The following is a 23,458-nucleotide window of genomic DNA, read 5'->3' as shown; positions in this document are numbered from 1 at the left end:
CCGGAGGACGCAGGGTTTCCTGCGGCCGCGTCGATAACGGAGTGTCAACTGACCTCCCTCGCCGAGGCAACTCACATAGTCTAACTTGCTGGTGGCCACCGAAGCAACGAGCGCGGGCAGTCTCACATTAAACGCCGCTGCCCTCCCCTTGGCGGGGAGGGCAGCAACCTAAAACTAAGCTACGGGGCCGTCGAACAACGAGGTGACCGAACCGTCGTCGAAAACTTCCTTGATCGCACGCGCCAGCAACGGGGCAATCGACAGGACAGTGAGCTTGTCGAAACGCTTGGAGCCCTCGATCGGCAGGGTGTTGGTAACTACCACTTCGCGGGCGCCGCACTCAGATAGCCGCTGCGTAGCCGGATCCGACAGGATGCCGTGCGTAGCAGCAACGATCACATCTGCTGCACCGGAGGCCAGCAGCACCTTGACCGCCTCGGCGATGGTGCCGCCGGTATCGATCATGTCGTCGACCAGCACGCAGTGCTTGCCTTCGACCTCGCCTACAACTCGGTTAGCTACTGCATGATTCGGCTTGGTGGTGTCGCGAGTCTTGTGCACGAACGCCAACGAGCAACCGCCCAGGCGATTTGCCCACTTCTCGGCAACGCGAACGCGGCCGGCATCCGGGGACACAACGGTGATCTTATCCTTGTCGGCGCCAACGCGAGTCTTCACGTAGTCGACCAGTACGGGCATGGCATAGAGGTGGTCCAGCGGGCCGTTGAAGAAGCCCTGCGACTGCGAGGCGTGCAGATCCACCGACATGATGCGGTCGGCGCCTGCCGTCTTGAACAGGTCAGCGACCAGGCGGGCGGAAATAGGTTCGCGGCCCTGATGCTTCTTGTCCTGGCGGGCATAGGGGTAAGAGGGCGCCACCACGGTAATGCGCTTCGCGGAAGCACGCTTAAGGGCGTCAACCATGATCAGCTGCTCAACCAGCCACTTGTTCAAATCCTGGGTGTAGGACTGAATTACGAACGCGTCCGCACCGCGCACCGATTCGTTGAAACGAACGTAAATTTCCCCGTTCGCGAAGTCGTATGCCGTGGTGGGAAGCAGTTCAGTTTTCAGCTCCTTTGCCACTGCCTCCGCCAATTCCGGGTAAGCCCGTCCTGAAACAACTACTAGTCGTTTCTCGCCGGAGGAGATGATGCCTGTCATCGACTGGTCCCTTCTAAAGTTTTGTTGCCTTGCCCTGCCTAGCGGCGCGAACGCCGCTCCGCATAAATCTTAGCCAAAGCACCCAGCTGTTCGGGTGTATTGACGCCTTCTGCTTGGACCGAATCTGCAAGGATGTGGGCCGCCGCCCCCAATCCGTCTTTCACGGCGATTGCGACGGTATCCGTCAAGTAAACCTCGCCCTGGTCGTTATCCGTGTCCAAGTTCTGTAATGCGGCCTGAAGGAATTCGGCATCAAAAGCGTATATTCCCGCATTTATCTCGTTTATTACCAGCTGCGCGGAGCTGGCATCGCGGTGTTCTACGATTCCCTTCACATTGCCGTCTGCATCGCGCAGGATGCGTCCGTATCCGGTGGGGTCTGCGACTTTTGTGGAAAGCAGGGTAACCGCTGCGCCGGCCTCTTCATGGGCGGCAACCAAAGCGGAAAGCGTCTGCGATTCTAAGAGGGGCACGTCCCCCGAGGTGACCACGCAGGTACCGGTGACAGGTTTGGTTTCAGCAAGTTTTTCGAGGGCGCAGGCCACGGCTCGACCGGTGCCTGGGATTTCGTCTTGGTCGGCTACTACGGCCTCGGGTGCAATCTGGTTGATGTGTGCGACTACCTGGTCGCGCTCGTGGCGTACCACCACACAAAGTCGATCTGGATTGATTCCCTGGGCTGCGGCTACGGCATGTCCCAGCAGTGTTTTGTCACCCATTTCGTGGAGAACTTTTGGTAGGGCTGAGCGCATTCGTTTGCCCTGGCCGGCGGCCAAAATGATTACCGTGCGTTCCACGTTGTCCCCCGATTTTTTGCTTTGCAGCACCAGCATTTGCTGGCAGCTCCGCCCCCAGGACTCGAACCCGGACTGTAGGTACCAAAAACCCGCGTGCTGCCATTACACTAGGGCGGAATGGTTCAAGCATGCCATGTTTTTCTCTATAGTAAAAACTGCTGGACTAAAGTCACACTCTTGGGAGGGCGGAATTTTGGTGTCGAAGGCGCGCATGACCGGTCTGGAAAGGCGCGAACAACTTATCTCTATCGCCCGCCCCATTTTCGCCTCGCGCGGCTTTCAGGCCACCTCGGTAGAAGAGGTCGCTGCCGCGGCTAAGGTCTCCAAACCAGTTATCTACGAGCACTTCGGCGGCAAAGAAGGGCTGTACGCGGTGATCGTTGACCGCGAGGTCTCCTCTTTAACCAAAGCAATCATTGGGGCGCTAGAGTCTGCTACCTCGCCGCGGGCCATGGTCGAATCTTCCACCATCGCCCTACTCACCTACATTGAAGACAACGAGGACGGATTCCGCCTGCTGATGCGCGACTCACCAGTGTCGCAGTCGACCGGACCCTATTCTTCGATCATGGGAGACGTTGCGGTAAAGGCCGAGTACCTGCTGGCGCAAACCCTAGAGGCGGTGGGACTAGACCCCACACCCTCGCCAATGTACGCGCAAATGCTGGTCGGAATCGTCTCGCAGGTCGGCCAGTGGTGGTTAGAAGAGCGCAGCGCCGACAAACAGACCGTCGCCGCGCACGTCATCAACCTGGCCTGGTATGGGTTGCGCGGGATGCGCCCCGACCCGAAGCTGGTGACGGTAACTGAAACGGACTAGTTACCTTCGGCCTTCTCGGCAGCCTCCAACCACTCTTCTTCCAGCTGATCCTGGCCCGCCTGCATCTGCTGCAACTTCTTGTTGAGCTCGGCTAGCTTTGCCACGTCCTGCGGGGACAGAGAGGCCGACAAGGCAGCCATTTCCTGCTCCACCTTGGCTATTTGTGCGCGGGACTTATCCAGTTTTCGCTCTAGCGAACGCGCCTGTTTGCGTGCCGCGTACTGGGCTGCCGCATCCGTATTCTGCTTCTTCGGCGCGGGCGCCTGCTTTTCCACCTGCCCCTCGCGCATCGCCAAATACTGTTCCACTCCCCCTGGCAGATCCGCGAGCGCTCCCGAAGGTAGGAGTGCCATCTGGTGGTCGGTGGCTCGCTCGAGCAGGTAGCGATCGTGGGAAACCACTACTAGGGTGCCCGGGAAGGAGTCCAGCAGGTCCTCCATCTGGGCGAGCGTGTCAGTATCCAAGTCGTTAGTGGGCTCGTCCAGTAGCAGCACATTCGGTTCGGCCATCAGTAGTCGCATCAGCTGCAGGCGGCGGCGCTCCCCACCTGAAATTTCTGCGATGCGCGTCCAAGCCCGTTCCCTGGTAAAGCCCAGTCGCTCTACTAGCTGGGTGGCGGTTACTTCCTTGCCTGCCACTTGAATGGACTGTTTTACATCCGCTACTGCTTCGACCACGCGCCGCTCCGCCAACGCATCCAGTTCGTGGGTGGCCTGCGACAACGTGGCAAGCTGGACTGTTTTCCCGCGGCGAATGTGCCCACTGGTAGGTTCCAATTCGCCTCTAAGTAGCCGCAGCAAAGTGGTCTTCCCGGCGCCGTTCACGCCAACGATCCCTACGCGCTCCCCTGGAGCCAGCCGCCAGGTGACATCTTTGATGATCGGTTCGGAATCCGGGTAGGCGAACGACACGTCCTCTAGATCGATGACCCGCTTGCCCAGGCGGGAGGTGGCCATGGATACCAGCTCCACCTTGTCGCGGGGCGGCGGGACGTTCGCGATCAGTGCCTCGGCAGCCTCAATGCGAAATTTCGGTTTGGAAGTGCGGGCCGGGGCTCCTCGGCGCAACCATGCCAGCTCCTTGCGCAAGGCGTTCTGCCTCTTTTCAGCGGCAACCTGCGCCGAGTGAGCACGTTCCTCCCTGGCCAAAATGTAGGCGGCATAGGAGCCCTCGTAGATTTCTACGTGCCCGGGGATCTGCGGTTTACCGTAGCCCGGATCGACGCCGGGAACGACCTCCCAAATGTAGGAGCAGACAGCGTCTAGGAACCACCTATCGTGGGTGACTACCACCAGTGCTCCGGTATTGGAACGATGGTTGCGCAAGTACTGGGCCAGCCAAGCTACGCCCTCGACATCCAAATGGTTGGTCGGCTCGTCCAGCAGCAAAATCGTAGGCTTCGCTACGAGGGCGGCCGCTAGGCATACCCGGCGCCTTTGCCCGCCAGAAAGCTCCCCGGTGCGGGCCTGCAGCGAAATCCCAGAAAGTAGCCCCTCATGGATCGAGCGCACATCGGGATCAGAAGCCCACTTATATTCCGGGCTATCGCCATGCAATACCTCACGAACGCTCGCCTGCGGGTCGGGCTGGTCGACCTGGCCTACTAGGCGCAAGTCGACGCCCTCGGTAACGGTGCGCAGCCCCTGCTCCAGTTCCTGGGTTCCGGCAAGCAAGCGCAGCAGCGTAGATTTTCCAGCGCCGTTCGGGCCCAGCACGCCGATGCGGTCCCCATCGGCAATTCCAGCCGTAAAATCGGCGAGGATCTTGCGGGACCCCGCTAGCGTTCCTGCGTCTTGCACTCCTAATAAGTGAGCCATCTACTCCCTTTCAATCCTTGCGCCGCCAGCCGGACCAGTAATCACGACCACGCGTCCCACCTGGGGCAAAGATTCTAAAGCTGAACCAATCTTGCGGGCTTGCTCCCCATTTTCTGCCAGGGCCACTACTGTTGGGCCGGAACCGGATACCTGCGCCCCCAGTGCGCCGCTATCGCGGGCTACCTCAATCACCTGAGCCAGCGCGGGCCGTTCCGCCAATGCGGCCGGCTGTAGATCGTTGAACATCAGCTGCCCGAGTGGGCGGGGATCCGGATCCGCTAGCGCGCTCGCCAACTGTTCTTCGAGGGGACCTGCCGCGGTTCCCGGCAGCGCCCACGGCGGGGTGTGCGGCTGGCCCATCATGTCAAAACGGCGGAACACCGTGGGCGTGGACAGCCCCTGCCCCGCCGCGGACGCAAACACCCAATGTCGCGCGGCCGCCTGCCCAATCGGTTGTAGCCGATCCCCATAGCCGGTGCCGAGGGCGACATTCCCAGCCAGCGCAAAGGGCACATCGGCTCCCAGCTGCCGGGCTAGGTCCGAGTAATCCTGGTCAATGGCAAAGGTAGCTGCCGTTGCCACGAGCGCGGCGGCAGCATCGGCTGAACCGCCGGCCATTCCCCCGGCGACTGGCACTCGTTTGGTGATCCGCAGCTGTGCCGCCCCACGGATGCCCGCTTTTTGCAAGAGGGCCGAAGCAGCCCTGACAGCAAGGTTTTCCTGCGGGGCGAGGGCGGATAGTTCCGCGGGCAGCGGCATTTCATTTCCAGCACTGTCCACCATGGTGGTCTGCAGGCTCCACCTATCTGCAGGAATAACCTCAACTTCCTCGCGAAGGCCCACTGCCATGAACACTGTGCGCAGCGGATGGTAGCCCCGCTCGTCGGGGCTGGAGCAGGCAAGGGTGACGTTTAGTTTTCCGGGTGCGGAAGCCTTCACGAATCCGCCTCTTGCGAGATCTTCACAAAATCGGCAACGGTCAGGGTCTCTCCGCGCCGGGACGGGTCTATGCCCGTCTTCTCTAATACCTCTGCCGCCTTAGCTGCCGATCCGAAGTAGTTTTTGAGCGCTTGGCGCAGTGTCTTGCGCCGCTGGTTGAAGGCGGCATCTACCAGTGCAAACACTGCCGAGCGATCCGCCTTTGGACTGGGCTTGCGGCTGATCCGCACAAGGGCAGAATCCACGTTCGGCACGGGCCAAAATACGCCGCGGCCGACTGTTCCGGCACGCTCCACGTCCCCATACCAGGCAGCCTTCACCGAGGGCACCCCGTAGGTGCGGCTTCCCGGCCCGGCAGCGAGTCTATCTGCAACCTCTGCCTGGACCATTACCAACACGGTCTGCACCGTCGGCAACGCTTCAAGCAGCGTGAGCAGTACAGGCACCGCCACGTTATAGGGCAGGTTCGCCACGATGTACGTGGGCGGCTCATCAAATATTTCCGAGGGCGCATCCCCCACCGGCACAGCCGCCGACAGTTTCTGTGGCTCGGTTACTTCCATGGCATCCGAGCGCAGGATGCGCAGCCTGTCAGCCGCCTCCTTTTGCCGGGCCAAGACCGTCTGCGGCAACGCGGTAGCAAGGCGGGCATCGATTTCCACTGCTGTAACCGCGGCTCCGGCCTCGAGCAGCGCCAGTGTCAAGGAGCCCAGGCCCGGACCAACCTCGAGCACGTGCATCCCAGCTACGTCACCTGCCGCACGCACGATCTTACGTACGGTGGAGGCATCGTGAACAAAATTTTGTCCCAACACTTTGGTTGGTTGCACGCCCAAGGCGGCACAGATGTCACGTACTTCTGCGGGCCCCAGCAGGCCGGCTTCTAGGGAAGAGTTGTTCACATGCATAAGGTTACACGCCGCCTTACCAGCAAAGAAAAGTCACGGTTAACGCAAGGCGGCACCCTGCCAAAGCAGGGTGCCAACCAGAACGCTTGCAGTTTTTAGGAAAACTACTTCAGGGTGACGGTGCCGCCAGCCTCTTCCAGAGCAGCCTTGAGCTCTTCAGCCTTGTCCTTCGGGGCGCCTTCCAGGATGGCCTTAGGAGCGGAGTCAACCAGGTCCTTGGCTTCCTTCAGGCCGAGCGAAGTAGCGGCGCGAACAGCCTTGATGACGGCGATCTTCTTGTCGCCAGCGGATTCGAGGACGACGTCGAATTCGGTCTTCTCTTCGGCTGCGGGGGCATCGCCTGCACCCGGAGCAGCAACGGCAACGGCGGCCGGAGCAGCAGCTTCAACATCGAATTCTTCTTCGAACTTCTTGACGAATTCGGAGATTTCGATGAGGGTCATTTCCTTGAAAGCATCGAGTAGCTCGTCGGTAGTGAGCTTAGCCATTTTGGCATCCTTTCGGTTTGTCCTGCTTCGCGAGCAGAGGTTTTCTTTTTTGACCTATTCAGGTCGGGGTGTAGCAGACTAGGCTGCCTTTTCCTGCTTCTCGCGCAGGGCATCGATGGTGCGCACCGTCTTGAGGGCGGGCGCGTTGAAGACTTGCGCAGCCTTGGCGATAGGAGCCTTGAGGACCCCGGCAGCCTTGGCCAGCAGAACCTCGCGAGACTCGAGGTCAGCGAGCTTCTTGACGTCTTCAACAGTAAGAGCAGCGCCATCCATGACACCGTTCTTGATTACGAGTGCTTCGTTTTCCTTCGCGAAGTCACGCAGTGCCTTTGCCGCATCTACGGCTTCACCGCTGACGAAAGCAATAGCGGTCGGACCAACCAGATCCTCGCTAAGGCCTTCCACGCCAGCATTCTTGGCTGCGATACGGGCAAGCGTGTTCTTCACGACGGAGTAGGTAGCAATACCAGTAAGCGAGCGGCGCAGCGTCTTGAGCTGCTCCACGGAAAGCCCACGGTATTCCGTCAGCAGCACCGCGTTAGAGGAACGGAACAGTTCCTCTAGTTCGGCGATTGCCGCAGACTTTTCAGGCCTTGCCATAGGCCCTCCTTCCGATCGTGCCACAGGCCGGAGTTCGGGGGTAAAAGAAAAACCCCGGGCATAGGCGCCGGGGGCAAATAACTGCAGTAAGCTATGTTGCTTCTAGGTCACCTACGCCGGCTCCATCCGGATTTGAGTCCACGCTTTGCGGACACCTGCGGTCTTGGGCAGTTATTAGGGTAGCAGCTTGACCTACCTCTTCCAAGGAGTAGGGCTTCTTTGTGCGCAAGGCTACATTAGCCACTGTTGGTAGCCGAGATAGCAGGACATGACTATGACCATGGTTAGCAGCGCAAAACGGATCAGCCTGGTGCCGCCTTTCACTACCGTGCGCGCGCCAATTTGGGCGCCGATGACGTTGGCCACGGCCAAGGTGAGCCCCAGCGTCCACCAGATGTGCCCGGCGAGGGCAAAAACGATTAGTCCCCCGATGTTGGTGCAGGTGTTTACAACCTTAGCTAGCGCGGCAGACTTCAGGAAGCTCTGGCTGAGCAGAGCGGTGAAACCCATGATTAGGAACATGCCGGTTCCGGGACCAAAAAGCCCGTCGTAGGCGCCTACTACGCCTACCAGCACTAGGGCGAGGACGCGACCTTTCTTGCTCGCCTTCCTAGCGCCTTCTATCTCTTTTCCGAAGGAGGGCTTCAGTGCCACGAAAGTGCCTGAAGCCAGCAATAGCACAATAACTATGGGCCGCATGTAGTCGGAGTTGATAGCGGAAGCTGCGGCCGCCCCAATCCCAGAGCAAATCAGGGCAATCGGCACGTATTTGATCAACTGCTGCCTGGAAACCCCCACGTTGCGCGTCAGGGACACCGCCGCCGAGGCGGTGCCGCACACGGCCGCCAGCTTATTCGACGCCAATGCCACCGCCGGTGCCAGCTGCGGCATGGCAGACATGATCAGCGGTATCAGCACCAGCCCACCGCCACCGATTAGCGCGTCTATCCAACCGGCTACAGCCGATCCTGCCAACATAAGGGCCCACAGCGAAATACTCACGGCCACACATCATACGGCAGTACCTAACTTAGGGGAAACCCTACCCGGTAAGAGCTCTCGGCAGATTCGATAGATAGAAGAACCCATAGATATACGAATGCCCCGGAGGCTAGCTCCGGGGCATTCTTCAGCTAGTTAGGCTCAGTGAGCGTCGCCTAGCAGGTCGCGAGTTAGCGAAGCATCAAGCGGGATACCGGGGCCCATGGTGGTGGACACGGTGGCCTTGATGATGTAACGGCCCTTGGAGGAGGCCGGCTTCGCGCGCAGGATTTCATCCAGCACGGTCGCGTAGTTCTCGGTCAGCTGCTCGGCGGTGAAGGAGACCTTGCCGATTGCGAATGCCAGGTTGGAGTGCTTGTCAACGCGGTATTCGATACGGCCAGCCTTAATTTCCTTGACAGCCTTCTCGACATTCATGGTGACAGTGCCGGTCTTCGGGTTAGGCATGAGCCCACGCGGACCAAGCACGCGGCCTAGGCGGCCGACCTTGCCCATCATGTCGGGAGTGGCAACAGCGACGTCAAAATCGGTGTAGCCCTTCTGAACCTTTTCGATAAGTTCTTCTGCGCCAACTTCGTCGGCGCCGGCATCGATAGCCTGCTGCGCACGCTCGCCAGCAGCAAAGACCAGGACCCGCTGGGTCTTGCCAGTGCCGTGCGGCAGGGACACAGTGCCGCGAACCGCCTGGTCAGCCTTGCGCGGGTCAACACCTAAACGCATGACAACTTCGACGGTCGCATCGAACTTAGTGGTGGACGTTTCTTTAGCCAGCTTCATGGCCTCGAGGGGGGCGTACAGCTCTCCCTTGTGGACCTTCTCAGCTGCGGAACGGTAGCTCTTAGAGCGTTTCATTCTGCTTCTCCTTGCAGTTGTGGTGAACGAGGTGCTCTACCTCTTCCACTCCCCTTTACGGGATCTTTCAGTGGGGCTACTTACCTTCGACGGTGATGCCCATGGAACGAGCGGTGCCAGCAATGATCTTGCATGCGGCATCCAGATCGTTTGCGTTCAGGTCTTCCTTCTTGGTCTGGGCAATTTCCCGGATCTGATCCATGGTGACCTTGCCCACCTTGACAGTGTTCGGGGTGCCCGAACCCTTGTCGAGGCCCGCAGCCTTCTTGATCATCTGGGAAGCCGGCGGGGTCTTGGTGATGAACGTGAACGAGCGATCCTCGTAAACGGTGATTTCGACGGGAACGATGTTGCCACGGAGAGATTCAGTAGCGGCGTTATAGGCCTTGCAGAATTCCATGATGTTCACGCCGTGCTGGCCTAGGGCCGGGCCGACGGGAGGAGCCGGGTTTGCGGCGCCTGCCTGGATCTGCAGTTTGATCAGGCCGACAACCTTCTTCTTAGGTGCCATTTTGGGTCCTTCTCAATCTGATTGCGTAAAGCGGGTTGCCCCGCTTCATGTGATTACAATTCGTGCCCTGGCGATGGGCACAAACACCGATCTTAGCGCCCGAGGGCGCCAAAATGCGACTTGCGTGAGTGAGTTCACGCAAAGACTTGGGTTAGGCCGACTTCATTACCTGGTTGAAGCCAAGCTCGACAGGGGTCTCGCGTTCGAAGATTACAACGAGCACCTTGAGCTTCTGGTTTTCGGGCATGATCTCGGAAATAGTGCCCTGCATGGTGGCGAATGGCCCGTCGATAACGGTGACGGATTCGCCAACTTCGTAGTCGACCTTGATGGGAAGGGGTTCTTCCTTCTTAGGCTTGGCCTGGCCGGCCTCGAATTCGGCGGCAGCCTGGGACTCGGGTGTAGGCGCGAGCAGGTTCACGGCCTCGTCAAGCATGAGCGGCACCGGAGCCTGGCGATCCCCCACGAATCCAGTAACGGCCGGAGTGTCTTTAACTACGCGCCATGCGTCGGGGTTTTCCTCGACCAATTCCATACGCACGAGGGCGTAGCCCGGGATACGAACCCGGTCAACCACCTTGCGGTTGGTGTTCTTGATCTCGATGACCTTCTCCATGGGTACTTCCACCTGGTAGATGAAATCTTCCATGTTGAAAGTCTGGATACGCTGCTCCAGGTTTGCCTTCACGCGGCGTTCGTAACCGGAGTAGGTGTGCAGCACGTACCAGTAACCGGGCAGGAATTCGAGCTCTTCACGCAGCTGCTTGGCAGCCTCGGCTGCATCCTGGCTGGCGTCGGCAGGAGCCTGCTCTTCAGCCTGAGCAGGAGCCTCTTCGACCTCTTCCGAAACCGGAGCCTCTTCTTCGCCCTCTGCGGCAGGAGCTGGCGCGTCCTCTTCGGCCTGGACCGGAGCTTCCACCTGAGCTTCTTCTGCCGGGGCCTGCTCGACCTGGTCTACCTGCGAAACGGTCTCCTCTTCGGGAACTTCGTTTTCTACTGACACGAAATTACACTCCTAGACGCTAAAAGATAAGCTTTACGAGGGCGGAAAATCCGAAGTCTACCAGGGCAATGAACGCCATAATCGAGACGACGAAGATGATTACTACCAGGAAGTACGTCCACAGCTCCTCGCGAGAGGGGTAGACAACCTTCTTGAGTTCTGCAATAACCTGGCGAAGGAACAGCGCAATACGGGCGAAGATTCCCGTCTTCTGCTGCTCGGTCCCCTTAGCTGTTTCGGCCACGTTCACCTCACTGGTATCGACTCCGCTATACAGGTGGGAGCCGGATTTTCACTTTCCAACTGCTCCCAGCTTACCCGGGAACCTGCCTGAGTGGCAGGGCAGGAGGGACTCGAACCCACAACCGCCGGTTTTGGAGACCGGTGCGCTACCAATTGCGCCACTGCCCTATTAGTCAGCCTTACGTAACTAACTAGCTCGTTTACTCTAGCTGAGTGGTAGCCTCTATTCAAAATCCCTACGGTAAACTGTGACCTTTCCCCTACCAGGCGGCAGCGCAAAAGTAAATTTTGCCCAAAATATTCTCACTGAGAACGCAAAGACCAATATTGCGCACCAGGTGGACAGATTAGATTCGTGGCAGAATGAGGGACATGGCAAACGTAACCTCCCGCGTCTCCAAACGGATTGGCGCCATCGCCACCTCTGCCACCTTGGCAGTATCTAACAAGGCGAAAGAACTAAAGGCCCAGGGCAAGCCCGTCATCGGCTTCGGCGCTGGCGAACCAGATTTCCCCACCCCCGACTACATTGTCGAAGCGGCTGTGGCTGCCGCTAAGGATCCCGAAAACCACAAGTACTCGCCCGGCCGCGGCCTTCCAGAGCTCAGGGAAGCTATTGCGAAAAAGACCTTGCGCGACTCTGGATACGAGGTGGACCCGGCAAACGTTCTAGTCACCAACGGCGCCAAACAGGCCGTCACCCAAACCTTCGCCACCCTGCTGGACCCGGGCGACGAAGTGCTAATGCCCACTCCCTACTGGACGACCTACCCCGAAGTAATCAGTCTTTCCGGGGGCGTCACTGTTCCCGTGTTCGCAGATGCTGAGCAGAACTTCAAGATCACCGTTGCCCAGCTGGAAGAAAAGCGGACAGACAAAACCAAAGCCGTACTGATATGTAGCCCAACCAACCCGACCGGCGCTGTCTACACTCCTGCCGAACTGCGTAAAATCGGCCAGTGGGCGCTCGAAAAGGGAGTATGGGTAATCGCAGACGAGATCTACGAACACCTGCTCTACGACGGCGCCGAACCGGCACACATCGTAAAAGAGGTGCCCGAGCTCGCCGACCAAACGGTAGTGATCAACGGCGTCGCCAAGACCTACGCGATGACCGGATGGCGCGTCGGCTGGATGATTGGCCCCAAGGATGTAATCACCGCCGCAGCCAACCTGCAGTCGCACCTGACCTCAAACGTGTGCAACGTGGCTCAGCGCGCCGCCCTCGAAGCGGTTTCTGGACCACTTACCGCGGTCGAAGAGATGCGGGAGGCATTTGATAGGCGCCGGCGCACCATGGTGAAGATGCTGAACCAGATCGACGGCTTCACCGTGCCCACCCCGCAGGGAGCCTTCTACGTCTACGCCTCCGTTAAAGACGTGTTGGGTCGCGAGATTGCTGGCCAGGTGGCCCACACCTCCGCCGAACTCGCCCAGATTATTTTGCACGAGGCTGAAGTAGCCGCCGTTCCCGGCGAAGCCTTTGGCCCCTCCGGCTACCTGCGCTTCTCCTACGCCCTCGGCGACGAGGACCTGGTAGAAGGCATTTCTAGAGTGCAAAAGCTGATCGGCACTAAGTAAGGAAACTCTTGAGGGTACGCACTGCAGCGGCGATCGCCACCATCCTGGTGACGGTCGCGCTGTGCGTACTCGGATTCACCTACGCAGATATTCGCAACCCTGACCCGCGCGACGAGGGCCAGATCATCGTCATCGACCGGGCGGAATAGTAAGTGAGCCACAAGCCCCGCACGCTGCGCCCTCCCCGCCCTCTAAGTAACTTCCGCTCCCGCATCACCACCCTGACCGTGTCAGTGGCAACGGTGTGCGTGGCATTTCTTGGGCTAACCCTGATGCTTTCGGCTATGGCCACCGCGTCCTCGCGGGAATTCCAAAACGCCGACACCTTCAGCGAATCAGTCCACACCTTCCTAGACGACGCCAAATTCCCGGGCACTTCCAATGCCGTCTACGGCTACCTCTCTAGGCGAAACCCCTTCGACTACTCTGCCTACTTGGGCTTTTACAACGGCGCCTTGGACGCTCACCAAGGCAAATGGGGTATCCCCGCCTACACCGACAAACAGTTGCTGGCAGCTCTTCACGACTACCTGCCCGCCCGGCGCGGCACCACGCAAGTCGTAAAGACCACTCGCACCCAGTACCTAGTTACCGTGCTGCCGCTGCAGGTAAAAGGCGACCAGCCCGGCGCCCTCGTGCTGGTCCAAGACCGCAACGCTCGCCTGTGGGAATCCCTCAAATTCCTCTGGTTGTACTGTGGCTTCGCAGCTCTTTCGATCATCCTGCTCTATATCGGCACCAGAATCATGGCCGGGGTCATGCTGGGTTCGCTGGAACAGATGGTGAAGGTCTCGCAGGCAACAGACAAGGACGACCTGACCCAGCGCATGCCCGTCTCTTCAACCACCGAACTGTCCATCGTGGCCTCCTCGTTCAACCAGATGCTTGACCGACTCGAGACCTCGCTGGAATCGCAGCGCAACCTGATGGACGACGTGGGCCATGAATTGCGTACCCCCATCACCGTTGTTTCGGGACACCTGCAAGTTATGAATTCGCACGACCCGGCGCAGATCGAGCGGGTGAAGGAGCTCGCCCTCGAAGAACTATCCCGCATGGAGCGCCTGACTAACGACGTGACCACCATGGCCGCAGCCGGGCGGACGGGCTATTTCAAATCCGAACCAATAGACATGTTCGACCTGGCTATGAACGTCTATCAGGGCGCCAAAGTGCTCGGAAAACGCAAGTGGAAGCTTGGCGAAATCACCCCCTTGGTCTACATCGGCGACGGGCAACGCATCCAGCAGGCATGGATGGCTCTGGTATCGAACGCGGTGAAGTACTCCGAAGACAGCTCCACCATAGAAATCGGTCTCACCACTTCCTCTTGCCCCCCACTTTTGGATGAATCAGGCCAGGAAATCTCCACTAAGGTCATAAGGCGTTCGAATTCCAAGAACGGGGCAAACCCCACCTGGCCGACACATGTGCACGAAAATTGTGGAATAATGCGACTTTGGGTCCGTGATAATGGCATCGGCATCCCAGAAGACTCGCAGAGCCGCGTTTTCGAACGCTACATGCGAGCCGATTCGTCGAGGCCAGGATCTGGGCTCGGGCTAGCCGTCGTAACTGCTATTGCTACTGCACACGGGGGCTTCCTTGAGCTTCGCTCCAGGGAAGGGGCCGGGTCAGTCTTTGCAATCGCATTGCCTACCGACACGTCAACCGCCGACATTGAAGGGAACGAGGACGAGTGAGCAAAATACTCGTTGTAGAAGATGAAGCAGGCATTTCTTCCTTCATCGCCCAGGGCCTTGCCGAAGAGGGCATGGAGGCCGTAGTCGCCGCAACCGGCAGCGCTGCCGTGGAGCAGGTACTGGAATCTGAATTCGACCTGGTCATCCTCGACATCGGCCTGCCCGATATGGACGGCTTCGAGGTACTCAAACAGATCCGCGGGCAGGGTGCCTCTATGCCCGTAATCATTCTGACCGCCCGTTCCTCGGTAGAAGATACGGTTGCTGGGCTCGAGGGCGGGGCAGACGACTACATGCCGAAGCCTTTCCGCTTCGAGGAGCTGGTGGCCCGCATCAAACTGCGCATCAAGCAGTCCGGGGGCGGTTCGGATAAGCCTTCCCACATTATTCAGGTGGGCAACCTGGAATTGGATACCAGGCGGCGGCAGGCTGTGGTCGATTCCAAGCCGGTGGAGCTCTCCTCACGCGAATTCACCATGCTGCGCGCATTCATGGAACACCCCGACCAGGTGCTTTCGCGCAGTCAACTCTTAGAAATGGTGTGGGGCTACGGGTTTGACCCGGGTTCCAACGTGATTGACGTCTACGTTCGCTATCTGCGCCGCAAGATCGGTGCGAAGCGCATTGTTACCGTCCGCGGGATGGGCTACCGACTCGCGACTATCTAAGAAGTTAGCTACAGCCTGCATTAGTTGGGTAGGCTGGAAAAATGATAAGCAAGCGTCGCCATAAAGTAGTACTTGATTCGTGGGTAGTAGACCATGCCAACGAGCAGGCGGGCACCTCTATGGTTTCTGTGCGCCGCATCGACGGAGTATTCGTCCGCTACCACCTAATTGCTGCTAAGGAACGCAAGGTGGGATTGCCTACCTTCGTGCTTATTCACGGAATTGGCGTGTCTGCCAGGTATTTTGTGCCGCTTGCACATGAGCTGTCCAAGTATGGGGACGCGATCCTGTTTGATCTTCCCGGATTTGGTGGTCTGCCCAAGCCGAACGAACCTATGAATATCAAGGCGTTCGCGCGCACGGTCGCGCGGACGCTTACGACTCTGGCTAAAGAGGGCCGCTTGTCCGGGCAGGTCATTGTGCTGGGCCATTCGATGGGCGCGCAGGTGGCTATGGAACTGGCGCACATCGAACCGACACTGATCGATGGGGTCATGCTTCAGGGGGCTCCGGTCAATGCGCGCGAACGGTCTCTGCACGAGGCGGCACTGCGCTTCCTTCAGTCCAGCGCTCACGAGCCAATCAAACTGGGCCTCATTGCTGCCCGCGCCTACCTGCTCAGCGGGGTGGCCTGGTTCTTAGAGACCCTGCCGGCCATGATGCACTTCGCCATAGAGGACCGAATCGAAGAATATAGGGGCGACCTGGTCATCTCTAGAGGCGAATACGATTCCATTGCCCCGCGCAGGTGGCTCGCAGAACTGTGTACTTCCCGGGGGCAGGACGGACGCACTCGGTTGGTAGAGGTCTCCGGTGGAGCCCACTCTGTCATCTACAAGTATGCGGACGTAGTTGCCGACGAGCTTGCCCAACTGGGAAAGGTCAAGAAGAGGGCGGACAAGTGGGCCACAGATTCGCCCTCGCCCTGGATCCAGCTGCGCGTAGGTGAATACGAGATTACCGAGGACGGGGAACTACCACCCCTGCACCGGCTCCGCCAGGCAATCGAGATGATCACCGACTACACGCTGGGAGCCTTCATTGCCGTGCCAAGGGCCATTGCAGCCGATTTTTCGGATGATGACGAGGTAGCCAAAACCACCTCCAAGATCCCTTTGCGCGGACCCTTGTCAGGGCTGGAATGCTGGACGATTCCGGGCGTGTGGGAACAGCCCATGGCCATGTCCGCAATTGCGGAAGACATTGTGGCCCGCGGCGGCGGAGTGAGGATGCTACCCAGACTGGGAAACATGATGGGGCCCGTACCAGAGCTCGCCAAAATCGTCGAGGACCGGTTAGAGGAGCGGGATGCTAAAGACGTGGTGCTGGTTGCTCACTCTAAAGGTGGCCTGGTAGGTAGGCGGGTCATGGCAGGCCCGCAGGGGCACCGCGTAAAAGCCATGGTCACCCTTGGGACACCTTTCGAAGGCAGTCCCCTGGCAAACGGGATACTTGGGAGGGCTTCCCACACCTCCGACCTGCGGCCAAGCGCTGCCGAAGCAGAATGGCAAAGCCAGCGACTCCCCCAGGTAGATGAACGCATCACTACCATCAGCGCCCGGTGGGACGAACACGTGCCCCGCACGAAGCTGGCTGGCGCCCACAACCTCGTCTCAAAAGCTGTGGGACATATGCGCCTGCTAACATCCGAGGATTCGAGGGCGATGCTCATGAAAGTGCTCACCGGCATCGCTACCCCGCGCAGCTGAAACTACAGGTCTACTCCAACAGCAACCGGTTCCGGCACCAAGTTAACGCCGTAGGTCTTGCGGACCTGGTCGCGCACGTACTCGCTGAGACGGGCAATATCTGCTCCCGTCGCGCCCCCGCGGTTAGTTAGGGCCAATACGTGTTTGCTAGAGATAGCTGCCCTGCCATTAGAACCGGGGGCTACACTTCCCTTCGCCACTCCAGCGTGGTCAATGAGCCAAGCCGCCGAGGACTTGACCAGCCCTTCCACAGTTGGCCCCTGCCCGCTGACAGGGCTAATCAAAGAATGGTCCTGCACAGCAAAACGCGGCGCTTCTTCTGGCAGCGTCTTCGCCTGCTCGGCAGACATAATCGGGTTGGTAAAGAACGACCCTGCACTTACGGAATCCGGGTCCGCAGGATCTAGCACCATCCCCTTGGAACGGCGCAACTCCAGCACTGCTTCCCGCAAGCGAATCGCCGGCACCCGGTCTCCGACCTCGACCCCCAGGTGTCCAGCAAGCTGGCCATAGCGGATCGGCGCGGAACGGGTGGCATGCTGCATCTGGAATTGCACCTCTAAGACCACGTACCGGCCAGTGGGGCCCCAGGTGCGCCCTCCTCCGGCCTCAGGATCGGTTAGGGAACGCTTCAGCACCGAAGTACGGTAGCCCAACTTTAGGTCAGCTAGCGGCAGCACCCGGCGGACACTGCGGGCACGATCCCACACGGTTACCAAGGCCAGGATGTCCGCTGCCTCTGCCCCGTAGGCGCCAATATTTTGCACTGGAGCTGCTCCTACTGAGCCGGGGATGCCCGACATGGCTTCTGCGCCAGCCCAACCCCGCGAAACGGCCTCGCAGACAAAGTCGTCCCACGGGTGACCGCCGACCACCGAAACGGTGGCACCACCGCAAGCAGATTCGTCCGGCACGGTAATGCCACGGCGATCATCAATCAGGACAACTCCCTCAAAGGGCTCATCGCCGGCAACAATATTCGAACCGCCCCCAACAACGAGCAACGGCTGTTCGGCAGCGTCAGCCGCCTGCACAGTGTCTATTATCTGTTCTTCGGTGTCCGCGACCACCAGTTCGGCGATAGGCCCGCCAACGCCCATTGTCGTTAGGTCTGCTAGGGCAGCACTGCCCGCCTCAACCGCCTTCTGCCTACCAGCTGCGCACCATGGCACAGGAGCAGGGCGCTCCGTTTCTTGAACAGATGGGATGGGGCCACACGAATCAACAAATTCCATGCTTCAACCTTACAGGGATAAACCGGCAGCATCGCACCCCATGGGCGCCTGCTCACCAATGCAAAAACTCCTCGCCGAATCGGCGAGGAGTTTCTGAAAAGCTTTTTACTTAGCGCGTTTCGCGGTGCGTAGTGGCCTTGCGGCAACGCGGGCAGAACTTGGAAAGTTCTAGGCGATCCGGCGTGTTACGACGGTTCTTCTTGGTGATGTAGTTGCGCTCTTTACACTCCGTGCAGGCCAGAGTGATCTTAGGGCGCACGTCCGATGACTTGCTTGCCACGATTCATTCCTCTTTTCGCTTGACCGCCGGAGCGGATGGCTAACTTTTATAGTAGCGAGGGGGAGACTCGAACTCCCGACCTCACGATTATGAGTCGTGCGCTCTGACCGGCTGAGCTACCTCGCCACTGGTTCTAAAAAGAACCTGAGCCCCGAACGAGATTTGAACTCGTGACCTCATCCTTACCAAGGATGCGCTCTACCGCCTGAGCTATCGGGGCAACAGTGAACAAGCTTAGCCTGCCAACCTTGCAAGAGCAAGACCGGGCCTTGCGAGGCTCGTCACACAAATCAGCAGCTAGCTACTGACCGTGGCGGGTGAGGGATTCGAACCCCCGAAGGCGAAAGCCATCTGATTTACAGTCAGGTCCATTTGGCCGCTTTGGTAACCCGCCGAAGCGATTTTCACGCTTGCGCCGTAACGAACGGTGCCCCGAAAGAATAGCAAAGTTAAACCCCTAAACGCTAATCTCCAGGACGTGACAGTTGCCACTGTCGAAATAAAAGGGTAATTTGCAGTTCAAAACTAGGCTTATCTTACAGCTAGATTAGGAGGAAGTTATGGCTGGTCAGTCCTCATTTGATGTGGTCTCAAAGGTAGACCGACAGGAAGTAGATAACGCGGTCAACCAGTGCGCAAAAGAGGTGGCAAACCGCTACGACTTTAGGGGCGTGGACGCCCTCGTGAAGCTGAATGGGGACACGATCACCCTGGAAGCAAATACCGCCGAGCGAGTAGCTGCGATCATCGACATTCTAGAGTCGAAGCTGTTCCGCCGCGGCGTCTCGCTCAAGGCAGTCGACTTTGGCGACAAGGAAGCAAAACCGTCCGGAAAGATCTACCGGCTCACCGGCTCACTTCGCGAAGGCATCCCCCAGGACGTTGCTAAGAAGCTGTCAAAGCTAATCCGCGACGAGGGCCCCAAATCCGTAAAGGCCCAGATCCAAAGTGACGAGCTTCGCGTTTCCTCGAAGTCTCGTGACGACCTCCAGGCAACCATCGCGCTCCTAAAAGGAGCCGACGTTGAAGTTGCACTGCAGTTCGTGAACTACCGATAAAACAGAACAGGCCCGGGTCACTGCCCAGGCCTGTTCTTTACGCTATCTGGTGTTACTTGTCGATATCGCCGATCAGATCTAGCACCTCGTCCTTCGAGAGCTCATCGCGCGAAATGCGGGTCATAGCTTCCCTAGAGACGACCTTGACGCGTTCACGCGCTCCCCTGCCGCCCTCGACTTCGCCAAAGTCCTTGCCTAGCTGCTCCTCGTAAGCGTTCAGCAGCTCCCAGCCCTGCCAGGTGGTGAAGCGGACATTGCGGTCCTCGAGCAGGTGCACCATGGCGTCATGGCCAACCGCCTTCTCGTCTCCGGCATGCAGCTTGCCCTCGTTGAAATCTTCCACAAGATGCGAGATGGTCTGTTGCGCATCCGACTTGGTGGAACCGATCAGCCCAACCGGGCCACGCTTTACCCAACCGGTAGCGTAAATGCCCGGCAGCGCCTGCCCGTCGGCTCCAATGACGCGCCCTTCCACGTTCGGAATAATCCCGCGCACCTGATCGAAGGGCAGCCCCTCGATCGGGGAAGAGAAGTAGCCCACTGCCCGGTATACGGCCTGGACCGGCCAGTCGGTGAATTCGCCAGTGCCCGACACCGTGCCGTCGCCGTTCAACTTGGTACGTTCGGTACGGAACGCCTTCACGTTGCCGTCCTCGTCCGCCAGAATCTCGGAGGGGGCTTCGAACAGGTGAATGTGGATGCGCCTGGAAGCGGTATGCTCCGATGGATCCGTCATCGCGTAGTTAGTAAGGGTCTTTACCACCTGGCGGGCCTGGTTAGAGGCCTTCAACTGCTGCTGCGAGCCCTCGTCGAAGTCAAAGTCCTTCTCGTCAACAATCACGTCCACGTCAGGCTGCTTGCCCAGCTCGCGCAGCTCCAAAGGAGTGAACTTCACCTGCGCGGGACCGCGCCGCCCAAACACGTGCACAGTCTTGACCGGGTTCTTCTTCAGCCCCTCATAAACATTTTCGGGGATCTCGGTTACCAGCATGTCCTCGGCATGCTTGGCAAGCACGCGAGCCACGTCGAGGGCGACGTTGCCAACACCGATGACCGCGATCTCTTCGGCCTCAAGCGGCCACTGGCGCGGGTAATCCGGATTGCCGTCATACCAGGACACAAAATCTGCGGCACCATAGGACTGCGGCAGATCCACGCCGGGAATATCCAGCGGGCGATCGCGGTCAGAACCGGTAGCCATGATCACCGCGTCGTAGTGTTCCTGCAGGTCCTGCACGGTTACGTCCTCGCCAATGTTGACGTTGGCGAACATGCGAATGTCTCCCCGCTGCAGAATCCGGAACAGAGCCAGGATGATCTGCTTGATGCGCGGGTGGTCAGGAGCCACCCCGTAGCGAACCAGCCCGTAGGGGGCGGGAAGGCGTTCAAACAAGTCGATCTGTACGTCTAACCCGGACTTGGCCAGGATGTCAGAGGCATAGATGCCGGCCGGGCCGGCGCCAATTACAGCAACGCTTAGCGGACGCTCACTCATACGAGCCTTTCGATAGATATGTCTTGCTTATTTCACTAATTCGTCAGTTTAGTGCACTAATGGGGCCGAATGTACCAATAGTGGGCTTAGCCACGACGTGACCACCACAGTTGATCTGGATCGGTGGGAGGTCTCCAGAAGATCGCCATGAGCAACCCTGCCACGGCAGCAACGAGGGCGGCGACGCCACAAACAACTGCCAGGGTGTGATTGATGTAAGCCTGGCTGATTTTGGCGAGTAGGAACAGCCCTATCGCTACGCAAAATAGTATGAATGCCGGCCTGCGCCCAAAACTACCCATTTTTCCTCCCGCGCTCTACCCTACCGGTCAGTGCGCCAGATTGCCCTTCCCACCTTTAGTGTCCGGAGCGGTTCCCCGCGTGGCTGCTGCCAGCATCCGGTTGGTGCGGCGGGAAGCCACCATCATGTCTGCAGTTAGGAAGATCAGGGCAATCCAGACGATTCCAGTACCGATCCACCTGGCCAGCGGCATGTGCTCATGGAAGATGAACACGCCAATGATCAGCTGCATGACGGGCGAGAAATATTGGATCATCCCCAGCACGCCTAAGGGCAGGCGGGTAGATACCCACGCGAACATGGTTTGCGGCACGATGGTGACGATGCCGCTACCGGCCAGGAGGGCGATCATGATCCACACTTCGGTCGCTCCCCCGCCAGCGGCGTGAATCTTTGCGAATACGTCTTTGCTCTGCGCTGCCAGGTACCACACGTACAGTCCCAGTGGCGGCACTATTGCGGCTGTCTCTATAACCATGCCTGCTACCGGCGGGGCGGAGGTAGCTACCTGTTTCTTGGCCAGCGAATAGAAGGCAAAGCAGAGTGGCAGGGCAATGGCGATCCACGGTAGGTAGCCCATGCCCACGACCATCACGATGATGGACAGCATGCCGCAGGCGATAGCCGCACCCTGCAGTTTCGAGACCTTTTCCTGCAGCACAATAATTCCCAGAGCCACGGTCATGATGGGGTTGATGAAGTAGCCGAGGGCGGCATCTACGGTTCTACCGGAATTCACCGCGTAGACGTAGATGGTCCAGTTTCCTGCTACCAGCAGACCGGCAATTGCAAGGGTGAGCACCGTCCTCTTATTTCGCAAGGTCCTCCGCAAATCCCCCATCTTGCGGGTAACTGCTAGGAATGCCATCACCGCAACCAGGCCCCAGACCGCCCTGTAGAATACGACCTCTACAGCATCGGCCTGCGCCAGCCAGATAAAATACAAGGGGAACATTCCCCAAATTATGTAGGCGGCTATTCCTACCAGGTAGCCTGTTTTGTCGATTTGCCGAACTTGCTCGGACATTTACCTTTTCTTCCGGTTAGAGAACGTTTTTTGCATCTGGGATGCCTCGCGCCCATGTTAGGTACAAGGCAAGGCCAACGAGGGCGAGGAAGCCAGCAACTGAGAAAGTCAGGTGGTATCCCAGTATGCTAACCAGGCCACCGATTATAAAGGGGCCGACGCCCGTAGCCAGGTCGACCAGCAGGTAATAGCTAGACACTGCCATGCCCGCCCGCCGCTGGGCGGTCTTTGCCACCGCGGTGGCTTGGCATGCCGAGATGCCGGTGCCGTAGCCCAGCCCCAGCAGCCCGGCTCCTATCAGCAACGTCAGCCCGCTGGTAGCGTTGGCAGATAGCAGGTAGCCGCAGGTAAAGCACACCAGGGTGGGGATGATTACCACGTCGTCGCCACGGCAGTCTTGCATTACTCCGCCTATAGGACGCGACAGCAGGATCACGATCGCATAGACCACGAAATACCAGCGGGCCGGCCCTTCCAGGCCGCGCTGCTCGGAATACGGCTGCAGGAAGGAAAGCAGGAAACCGTACGGAGCGGAGCAACAGGAAATCACCAGTGCGATCGGCAGCGCCTTCGGTGCTACCCACTTGTTGATCCCGTGCTCTGTAGAAACCTTGTTGCGCGGCTCAGCTACAGAAAGGTGTTTCCAGCAGCCCAGCGCCAAGATAGTCGCGGCTGCAGCGATCCCCGTGGATACGGCGAATTGGATCTGGTACCCGTTCTTCATACTAGCTAGCAGCATCCCTACGAACGGGGCGACACCTGTGGCAAGGGAGGTTCCCGTAGAAAACCAGCCCGAACCTTCGCCGCGTCTTGCTGCCGGGACAGTGCGCATGGCAGCGCCGGCAAGTATCGTAGCGGTGACGCCGAAGCAAACACCGTGGATCAGCCTAATTATCAGCAAAGACATTAGCGAGGACGCCAAAAAATATGCCCCGGCGCTCAGCACGAACAGGGCAAAGGAGACGGCTGCAGGGCCGCGCTCGCCGAATCTCTCCAGGGCTCGACCCGCAATGATGCGGCCGAAGCAGCCTCCAAAAATAAAAATGCCGGACGTTAGTCCAGCAGCCGAGGAACCTGCCCCAAATTCGGCGGCAGCGTAGCCCACCATCGTAGCCATTAGGAAGTACATGGTCGACATTACACAGAATGACGAAAAGGTAAGGGCTATGAACGATGGGGTAAATAGTCTGGGGGAAAGATTCGATTTACTCATACCCTGCCCAGTATAGGGATTCACATATGAATTCCAAGGCGAGG

The 23,458-nt window shown here is 58.9% G+C and carries 25 protein-coding genes and 5 tRNA genes; 7 read left to right on the top strand and 23 right to left on the bottom strand.

Features of this window, described 5'->3' with window-relative positions; all coding sequences use genetic code 11:
* Window positions 1–174: 174 nt before the first annotated feature.
* The 3 genes from QP400_RS04295 to QP400_RS04285 all read right to left on the bottom strand — a co-directional run bounded on the left by QP400_RS04295 (window position 175) and on the right by QP400_RS04285 (window position 2,078).
* On the bottom strand, window positions 175–1,164 hold the full coding sequence (locus QP400_RS04295) for a ribose-phosphate diphosphokinase (RefSeq protein WP_004807422.1): 990 nt from the start codon (window positions 1,162–1,164) through the stop codon (window positions 175–177).
* 38 nt (window positions 1,165–1,202) lie between these two features.
* Window positions 1,203–1,991: a sugar phosphate nucleotidyltransferase gene (locus tag QP400_RS04290; RefSeq protein WP_419636448.1), complete on the bottom strand. Its 789-nt coding sequence runs from the start codon at window positions 1,989–1,991 to the stop codon at window positions 1,203–1,205.
* A gap of 16 nt (window positions 1,992–2,007) precedes the next feature.
* Window positions 2,008–2,078: transfer RNA gene (locus tag QP400_RS04285), tRNA-Gln, on the bottom strand.
* Between the two features lie 94 nt (window positions 2,079–2,172).
* Here QP400_RS04285 and QP400_RS04280 point away from each other — a divergent pair.
* The gene (locus QP400_RS04280; RefSeq protein ID WP_040315344.1) at window positions 2,173–2,781 is read left to right on the top strand and encodes a TetR/AcrR family transcriptional regulator; all 609 of its coding nucleotides are present in this window, start codon (window positions 2,173–2,175) and stop codon (window positions 2,779–2,781) included.
* On the opposite strand, the gene QP400_RS04275 is transcribed toward QP400_RS04280, so the two are convergent.
* The 11 genes from QP400_RS04275 to QP400_RS04225 form a co-directional block, all read right to left on the bottom strand.
* A complete protein-coding gene (locus tag QP400_RS04275; protein WP_004807416.1) occupies window positions 2,778–4,598 on the bottom strand; it encodes an ABC-F family ATP-binding cassette domain-containing protein in 1,821 nt (606 codons plus the stop codon). The two genes, QP400_RS04280 and QP400_RS04275, sit on opposite strands and share 4 nt — an antisense overlap.
* Window positions 4,599–5,537 (bottom strand): GHMP family kinase ATP-binding protein, encoded by a 939-nt coding sequence (locus QP400_RS04270; protein WP_004807415.1) that lies wholly within the window; start codon window positions 5,535–5,537, stop codon window positions 4,599–4,601.
* Complete coding sequence (rsmA, locus tag QP400_RS04265) at window positions 5,534–6,445, bottom strand: 16S rRNA (adenine(1518)-N(6)/adenine(1519)-N(6))-dimethyltransferase RsmA (RefSeq protein ID WP_004807413.1); 912 nt, start codon at window positions 6,443–6,445, stop codon at window positions 5,534–5,536. The genes QP400_RS04270 and rsmA overlap by 4 nt, the downstream gene beginning before the upstream one ends.
* A 104-nt stretch (window positions 6,446–6,549) precedes the next feature.
* Window positions 6,550–6,933 (bottom strand): 50S ribosomal protein L7/L12, encoded by a 384-nt coding sequence (gene rplL, locus QP400_RS04260; RefSeq protein WP_004807411.1) that lies wholly within the window; start codon window positions 6,931–6,933, stop codon window positions 6,550–6,552.
* Between the two features lie 78 nt (window positions 6,934–7,011).
* The gene (rplJ, locus tag QP400_RS04255) at window positions 7,012–7,533 is read right to left on the bottom strand and encodes a 50S ribosomal protein L10 (RefSeq protein ID WP_004807409.1); all 522 of its coding nucleotides are present in this window, start codon (window positions 7,531–7,533) and stop codon (window positions 7,012–7,014) included.
* A gap of 231 nt (window positions 7,534–7,764) precedes the next feature.
* Window positions 7,765–8,535: a TSUP family transporter gene (locus tag QP400_RS04250; RefSeq protein ID WP_196793462.1), complete on the bottom strand. Its 771-nt coding sequence runs from the start codon at window positions 8,533–8,535 to the stop codon at window positions 7,765–7,767.
* Between the two features lie 141 nt (window positions 8,536–8,676).
* A complete protein-coding gene (gene rplA, locus QP400_RS04245; protein WP_004807404.1) occupies window positions 8,677–9,387 on the bottom strand; it encodes a 50S ribosomal protein L1 in 711 nt (236 codons plus the stop codon).
* A 76-nt stretch (window positions 9,388–9,463) separates the two neighbouring features.
* Entirely contained in the window at window positions 9,464–9,898 is a 435-nt protein-coding gene (gene rplK, locus QP400_RS04240) for a 50S ribosomal protein L11 (RefSeq protein ID WP_004807402.1), read from the bottom strand.
* Between the two features lie 151 nt (window positions 9,899–10,049).
* Complete coding sequence (gene nusG, locus QP400_RS04235; RefSeq protein WP_004807400.1) at window positions 10,050–10,901, bottom strand: transcription termination/antitermination protein NusG; 852 nt, start codon at window positions 10,899–10,901, stop codon at window positions 10,050–10,052.
* A 19-nt stretch (window positions 10,902–10,920) separates the two neighbouring features.
* Window positions 10,921–11,145: a preprotein translocase subunit SecE gene (gene secE, locus QP400_RS04230; protein ID WP_004807399.1), complete on the bottom strand. Its 225-nt coding sequence runs from the start codon at window positions 11,143–11,145 to the stop codon at window positions 10,921–10,923.
* Between the two features lie 91 nt (window positions 11,146–11,236).
* Window positions 11,237–11,312: transfer RNA gene (locus QP400_RS04225), tRNA-Trp, on the bottom strand.
* Between the two features lie 204 nt (window positions 11,313–11,516).
* Here QP400_RS04225 and QP400_RS04220 point away from each other — a divergent pair.
* The 5 genes from QP400_RS04220 to QP400_RS04200 are packed head-to-tail and all read left to right on the top strand — an operon-like array spanning window position 11,517 to window position 16,805.
* The gene (locus QP400_RS04220; protein WP_004807398.1) at window positions 11,517–12,725 is read left to right on the top strand and encodes a pyridoxal phosphate-dependent aminotransferase; all 1,209 of its coding nucleotides are present in this window, start codon (window positions 11,517–11,519) and stop codon (window positions 12,723–12,725) included.
* A gap of 8 nt (window positions 12,726–12,733) precedes the next feature.
* Window positions 12,734–12,874: a hypothetical protein gene (locus QP400_RS04215; protein ID WP_004807396.1), complete on the top strand. Its 141-nt coding sequence runs from the start codon at window positions 12,734–12,736 to the stop codon at window positions 12,872–12,874.
* Window positions 12,875–12,877: 3 nt separating this feature from the next.
* Window positions 12,878–14,428 carry a sensor histidine kinase gene (locus QP400_RS04210; RefSeq protein ID WP_004807395.1) on the top strand — a complete coding sequence of 517 codons (1,551 nt, stop codon included), beginning with the start codon at window positions 12,878–12,880 and terminating at the stop codon, window positions 14,426–14,428.
* Window positions 14,425–15,096: a response regulator transcription factor gene (locus QP400_RS04205; RefSeq protein ID WP_004807393.1), complete on the top strand. Its 672-nt coding sequence runs from the start codon at window positions 14,425–14,427 to the stop codon at window positions 15,094–15,096. Before QP400_RS04210 ends, QP400_RS04205 begins: the two co-directional genes overlap by 4 nt.
* A 41-nt stretch (window positions 15,097–15,137) precedes the next feature.
* A complete protein-coding gene (locus tag QP400_RS04200) occupies window positions 15,138–16,805 on the top strand; it encodes an alpha/beta hydrolase (protein WP_004807391.1) in 1,668 nt (555 codons plus the stop codon).
* Between the two features lie 2 nt (window positions 16,806–16,807).
* Here QP400_RS04200 and QP400_RS04195 read toward each other — a convergent pair whose 3' ends face one another.
* The 5 genes from QP400_RS04195 to QP400_RS04175 form a co-directional block, all read right to left on the bottom strand.
* A complete protein-coding gene (locus QP400_RS04195) occupies window positions 16,808–18,040 on the bottom strand; it encodes a UDP-N-acetylmuramate dehydrogenase (RefSeq protein ID WP_004807389.1) in 1,233 nt (410 codons plus the stop codon).
* A gap of 109 nt (window positions 18,041–18,149) precedes the next feature.
* On the bottom strand, window positions 18,150–18,320 hold the full coding sequence (gene rpmG / locus QP400_RS04190) for a 50S ribosomal protein L33 (protein WP_004807388.1): 171 nt from the start codon (window positions 18,318–18,320) through the stop codon (window positions 18,150–18,152).
* Between the two features lie 52 nt (window positions 18,321–18,372).
* Window positions 18,373–18,446, bottom strand: a tRNA-Met gene (locus tag QP400_RS04185).
* Between the two features lie 21 nt (window positions 18,447–18,467).
* Window positions 18,468–18,540: transfer RNA gene (locus QP400_RS04180), tRNA-Thr, on the bottom strand.
* A gap of 91 nt (window positions 18,541–18,631) precedes the next feature.
* Window positions 18,632–18,714, bottom strand: a tRNA-Tyr gene (locus tag QP400_RS04175).
* A gap of 166 nt (window positions 18,715–18,880) precedes the next feature.
* Between QP400_RS04175 and QP400_RS04170 the strand changes: the two genes are divergently transcribed.
* Complete coding sequence (locus tag QP400_RS04170; protein ID WP_004807386.1) at window positions 18,881–19,378, top strand: YajQ family cyclic di-GMP-binding protein; 498 nt, start codon at window positions 18,881–18,883, stop codon at window positions 19,376–19,378.
* Window positions 19,379–19,430: 52 nt separating this feature from the next.
* Here QP400_RS04170 and QP400_RS04165 read toward each other — a convergent pair whose 3' ends face one another.
* From QP400_RS04165 to QP400_RS04150, 4 genes are all read right to left on the bottom strand, one after another.
* Window positions 19,431–20,873, bottom strand: coding sequence for an FAD-dependent oxidoreductase (locus QP400_RS04165; RefSeq protein ID WP_004807383.1), 1,443 nt, complete (start codon window positions 20,871–20,873; stop codon window positions 19,431–19,433).
* An 86-nt stretch (window positions 20,874–20,959) separates the two neighbouring features.
* On the bottom strand, window positions 20,960–21,175 hold the full coding sequence (locus QP400_RS04160; protein ID WP_004807382.1) for a hypothetical protein: 216 nt from the start codon (window positions 21,173–21,175) through the stop codon (window positions 20,960–20,962).
* A 27-nt stretch (window positions 21,176–21,202) separates the two neighbouring features.
* Entirely contained in the window at window positions 21,203–22,201 is a 999-nt protein-coding gene (gene rarD / locus QP400_RS04155) for an EamA family transporter RarD (protein WP_004807380.1), read from the bottom strand.
* Window positions 22,202–22,217: 16 nt separating this feature from the next.
* Complete coding sequence (locus QP400_RS04150; RefSeq protein WP_082149271.1) at window positions 22,218–23,414, bottom strand: MFS transporter; 1,197 nt, start codon at window positions 23,412–23,414, stop codon at window positions 22,218–22,220.
* Between the last annotated feature and the right edge of the window lie 44 nt (window positions 23,415–23,458).

Source organism: Winkia sp. UMB3158, from assembly GCF_030217145.1.
Lineage (GTDB): Bacteria > Actinomycetota > Actinomycetes > Actinomycetales > Actinomycetaceae > Winkia > Winkia anitrata.
This window is presented reverse-complemented; position numbering and strand designations above follow the sequence as displayed.

What these genes read in the sequence shown, in the direction of transcription:
- rsmA (WP_004807413.1), bottom strand. Translation starts at nt 6,445, where the DNA reads ATGCATGTGAACAACTCTTCCCTAGAAGCCGGCCTGCTGGGGCCCGCA.
- QP400_RS04195 (WP_004807389.1), bottom strand. Translation starts at nt 18,040, where the DNA reads ATGGAATTTGTTGATTCGTGTGGCCCCATCCCATCTGTTCAAGAAACG.
- QP400_RS04200 (WP_004807391.1), top strand. Translation starts at nt 15,138, where the DNA reads ATGATAAGCAAGCGTCGCCATAAAGTAGTACTTGATTCGTGGGTAGTA.
- QP400_RS04220 (WP_004807398.1), top strand. Translation starts at nt 11,517, where the DNA reads ATGGCAAACGTAACCTCCCGCGTCTCCAAACGGATTGGCGCCATCGCC.
- QP400_RS04160 (WP_004807382.1), bottom strand. Translation starts at nt 21,175, where the DNA reads ATGGGTAGTTTTGGGCGCAGGCCGGCATTCATACTATTTTGCGTAGCG.
- rplJ (WP_004807409.1), bottom strand. Translation starts at nt 7,533, where the DNA reads ATGGCAAGGCCTGAAAAGTCTGCGGCAATCGCCGAACTAGAGGAACTG.
- QP400_RS04170 (WP_004807386.1), top strand. Translation starts at nt 18,881, where the DNA reads ATGGCTGGTCAGTCCTCATTTGATGTGGTCTCAAAGGTAGACCGACAG.
- rplK (WP_004807402.1), bottom strand. Translation starts at nt 9,898, where the DNA reads ATGGCACCTAAGAAGAAGGTTGTCGGCCTGATCAAACTGCAGATCCAG.
- QP400_RS04275 (WP_004807416.1), bottom strand. Translation starts at nt 4,598, where the DNA reads ATGGCTCACTTATTAGGAGTGCAAGACGCAGGAACGCTAGCGGGGTCC.
- QP400_RS04280 (WP_040315344.1), top strand. Translation starts at nt 2,173, where the DNA reads ATGACCGGTCTGGAAAGGCGCGAACAACTTATCTCTATCGCCCGCCCC.
- rplL (WP_004807411.1), bottom strand. Translation starts at nt 6,933, where the DNA reads ATGGCTAAGCTCACTACCGACGAGCTACTCGATGCTTTCAAGGAAATG.
- rarD (WP_004807380.1), bottom strand. Translation starts at nt 22,201, where the DNA reads ATGTCCGAGCAAGTTCGGCAAATCGACAAAACAGGCTACCTGGTAGGA.
- QP400_RS04165 (WP_004807383.1), bottom strand. Translation starts at nt 20,873, where the DNA reads ATGAGTGAGCGTCCGCTAAGCGTTGCTGTAATTGGCGCCGGCCCGGCC.
- QP400_RS04150 (WP_082149271.1), bottom strand. Translation starts at nt 23,414, where the DNA reads ATGAGTAAATCGAATCTTTCCCCCAGACTATTTACCCCATCGTTCATA.
- QP400_RS04295 (WP_004807422.1), bottom strand. Translation starts at nt 1,164, where the DNA reads ATGACAGGCATCATCTCCTCCGGCGAGAAACGACTAGTAGTTGTTTCA.
- rplA (WP_004807404.1), bottom strand. Translation starts at nt 9,387, where the DNA reads ATGAAACGCTCTAAGAGCTACCGTTCCGCAGCTGAGAAGGTCCACAAG.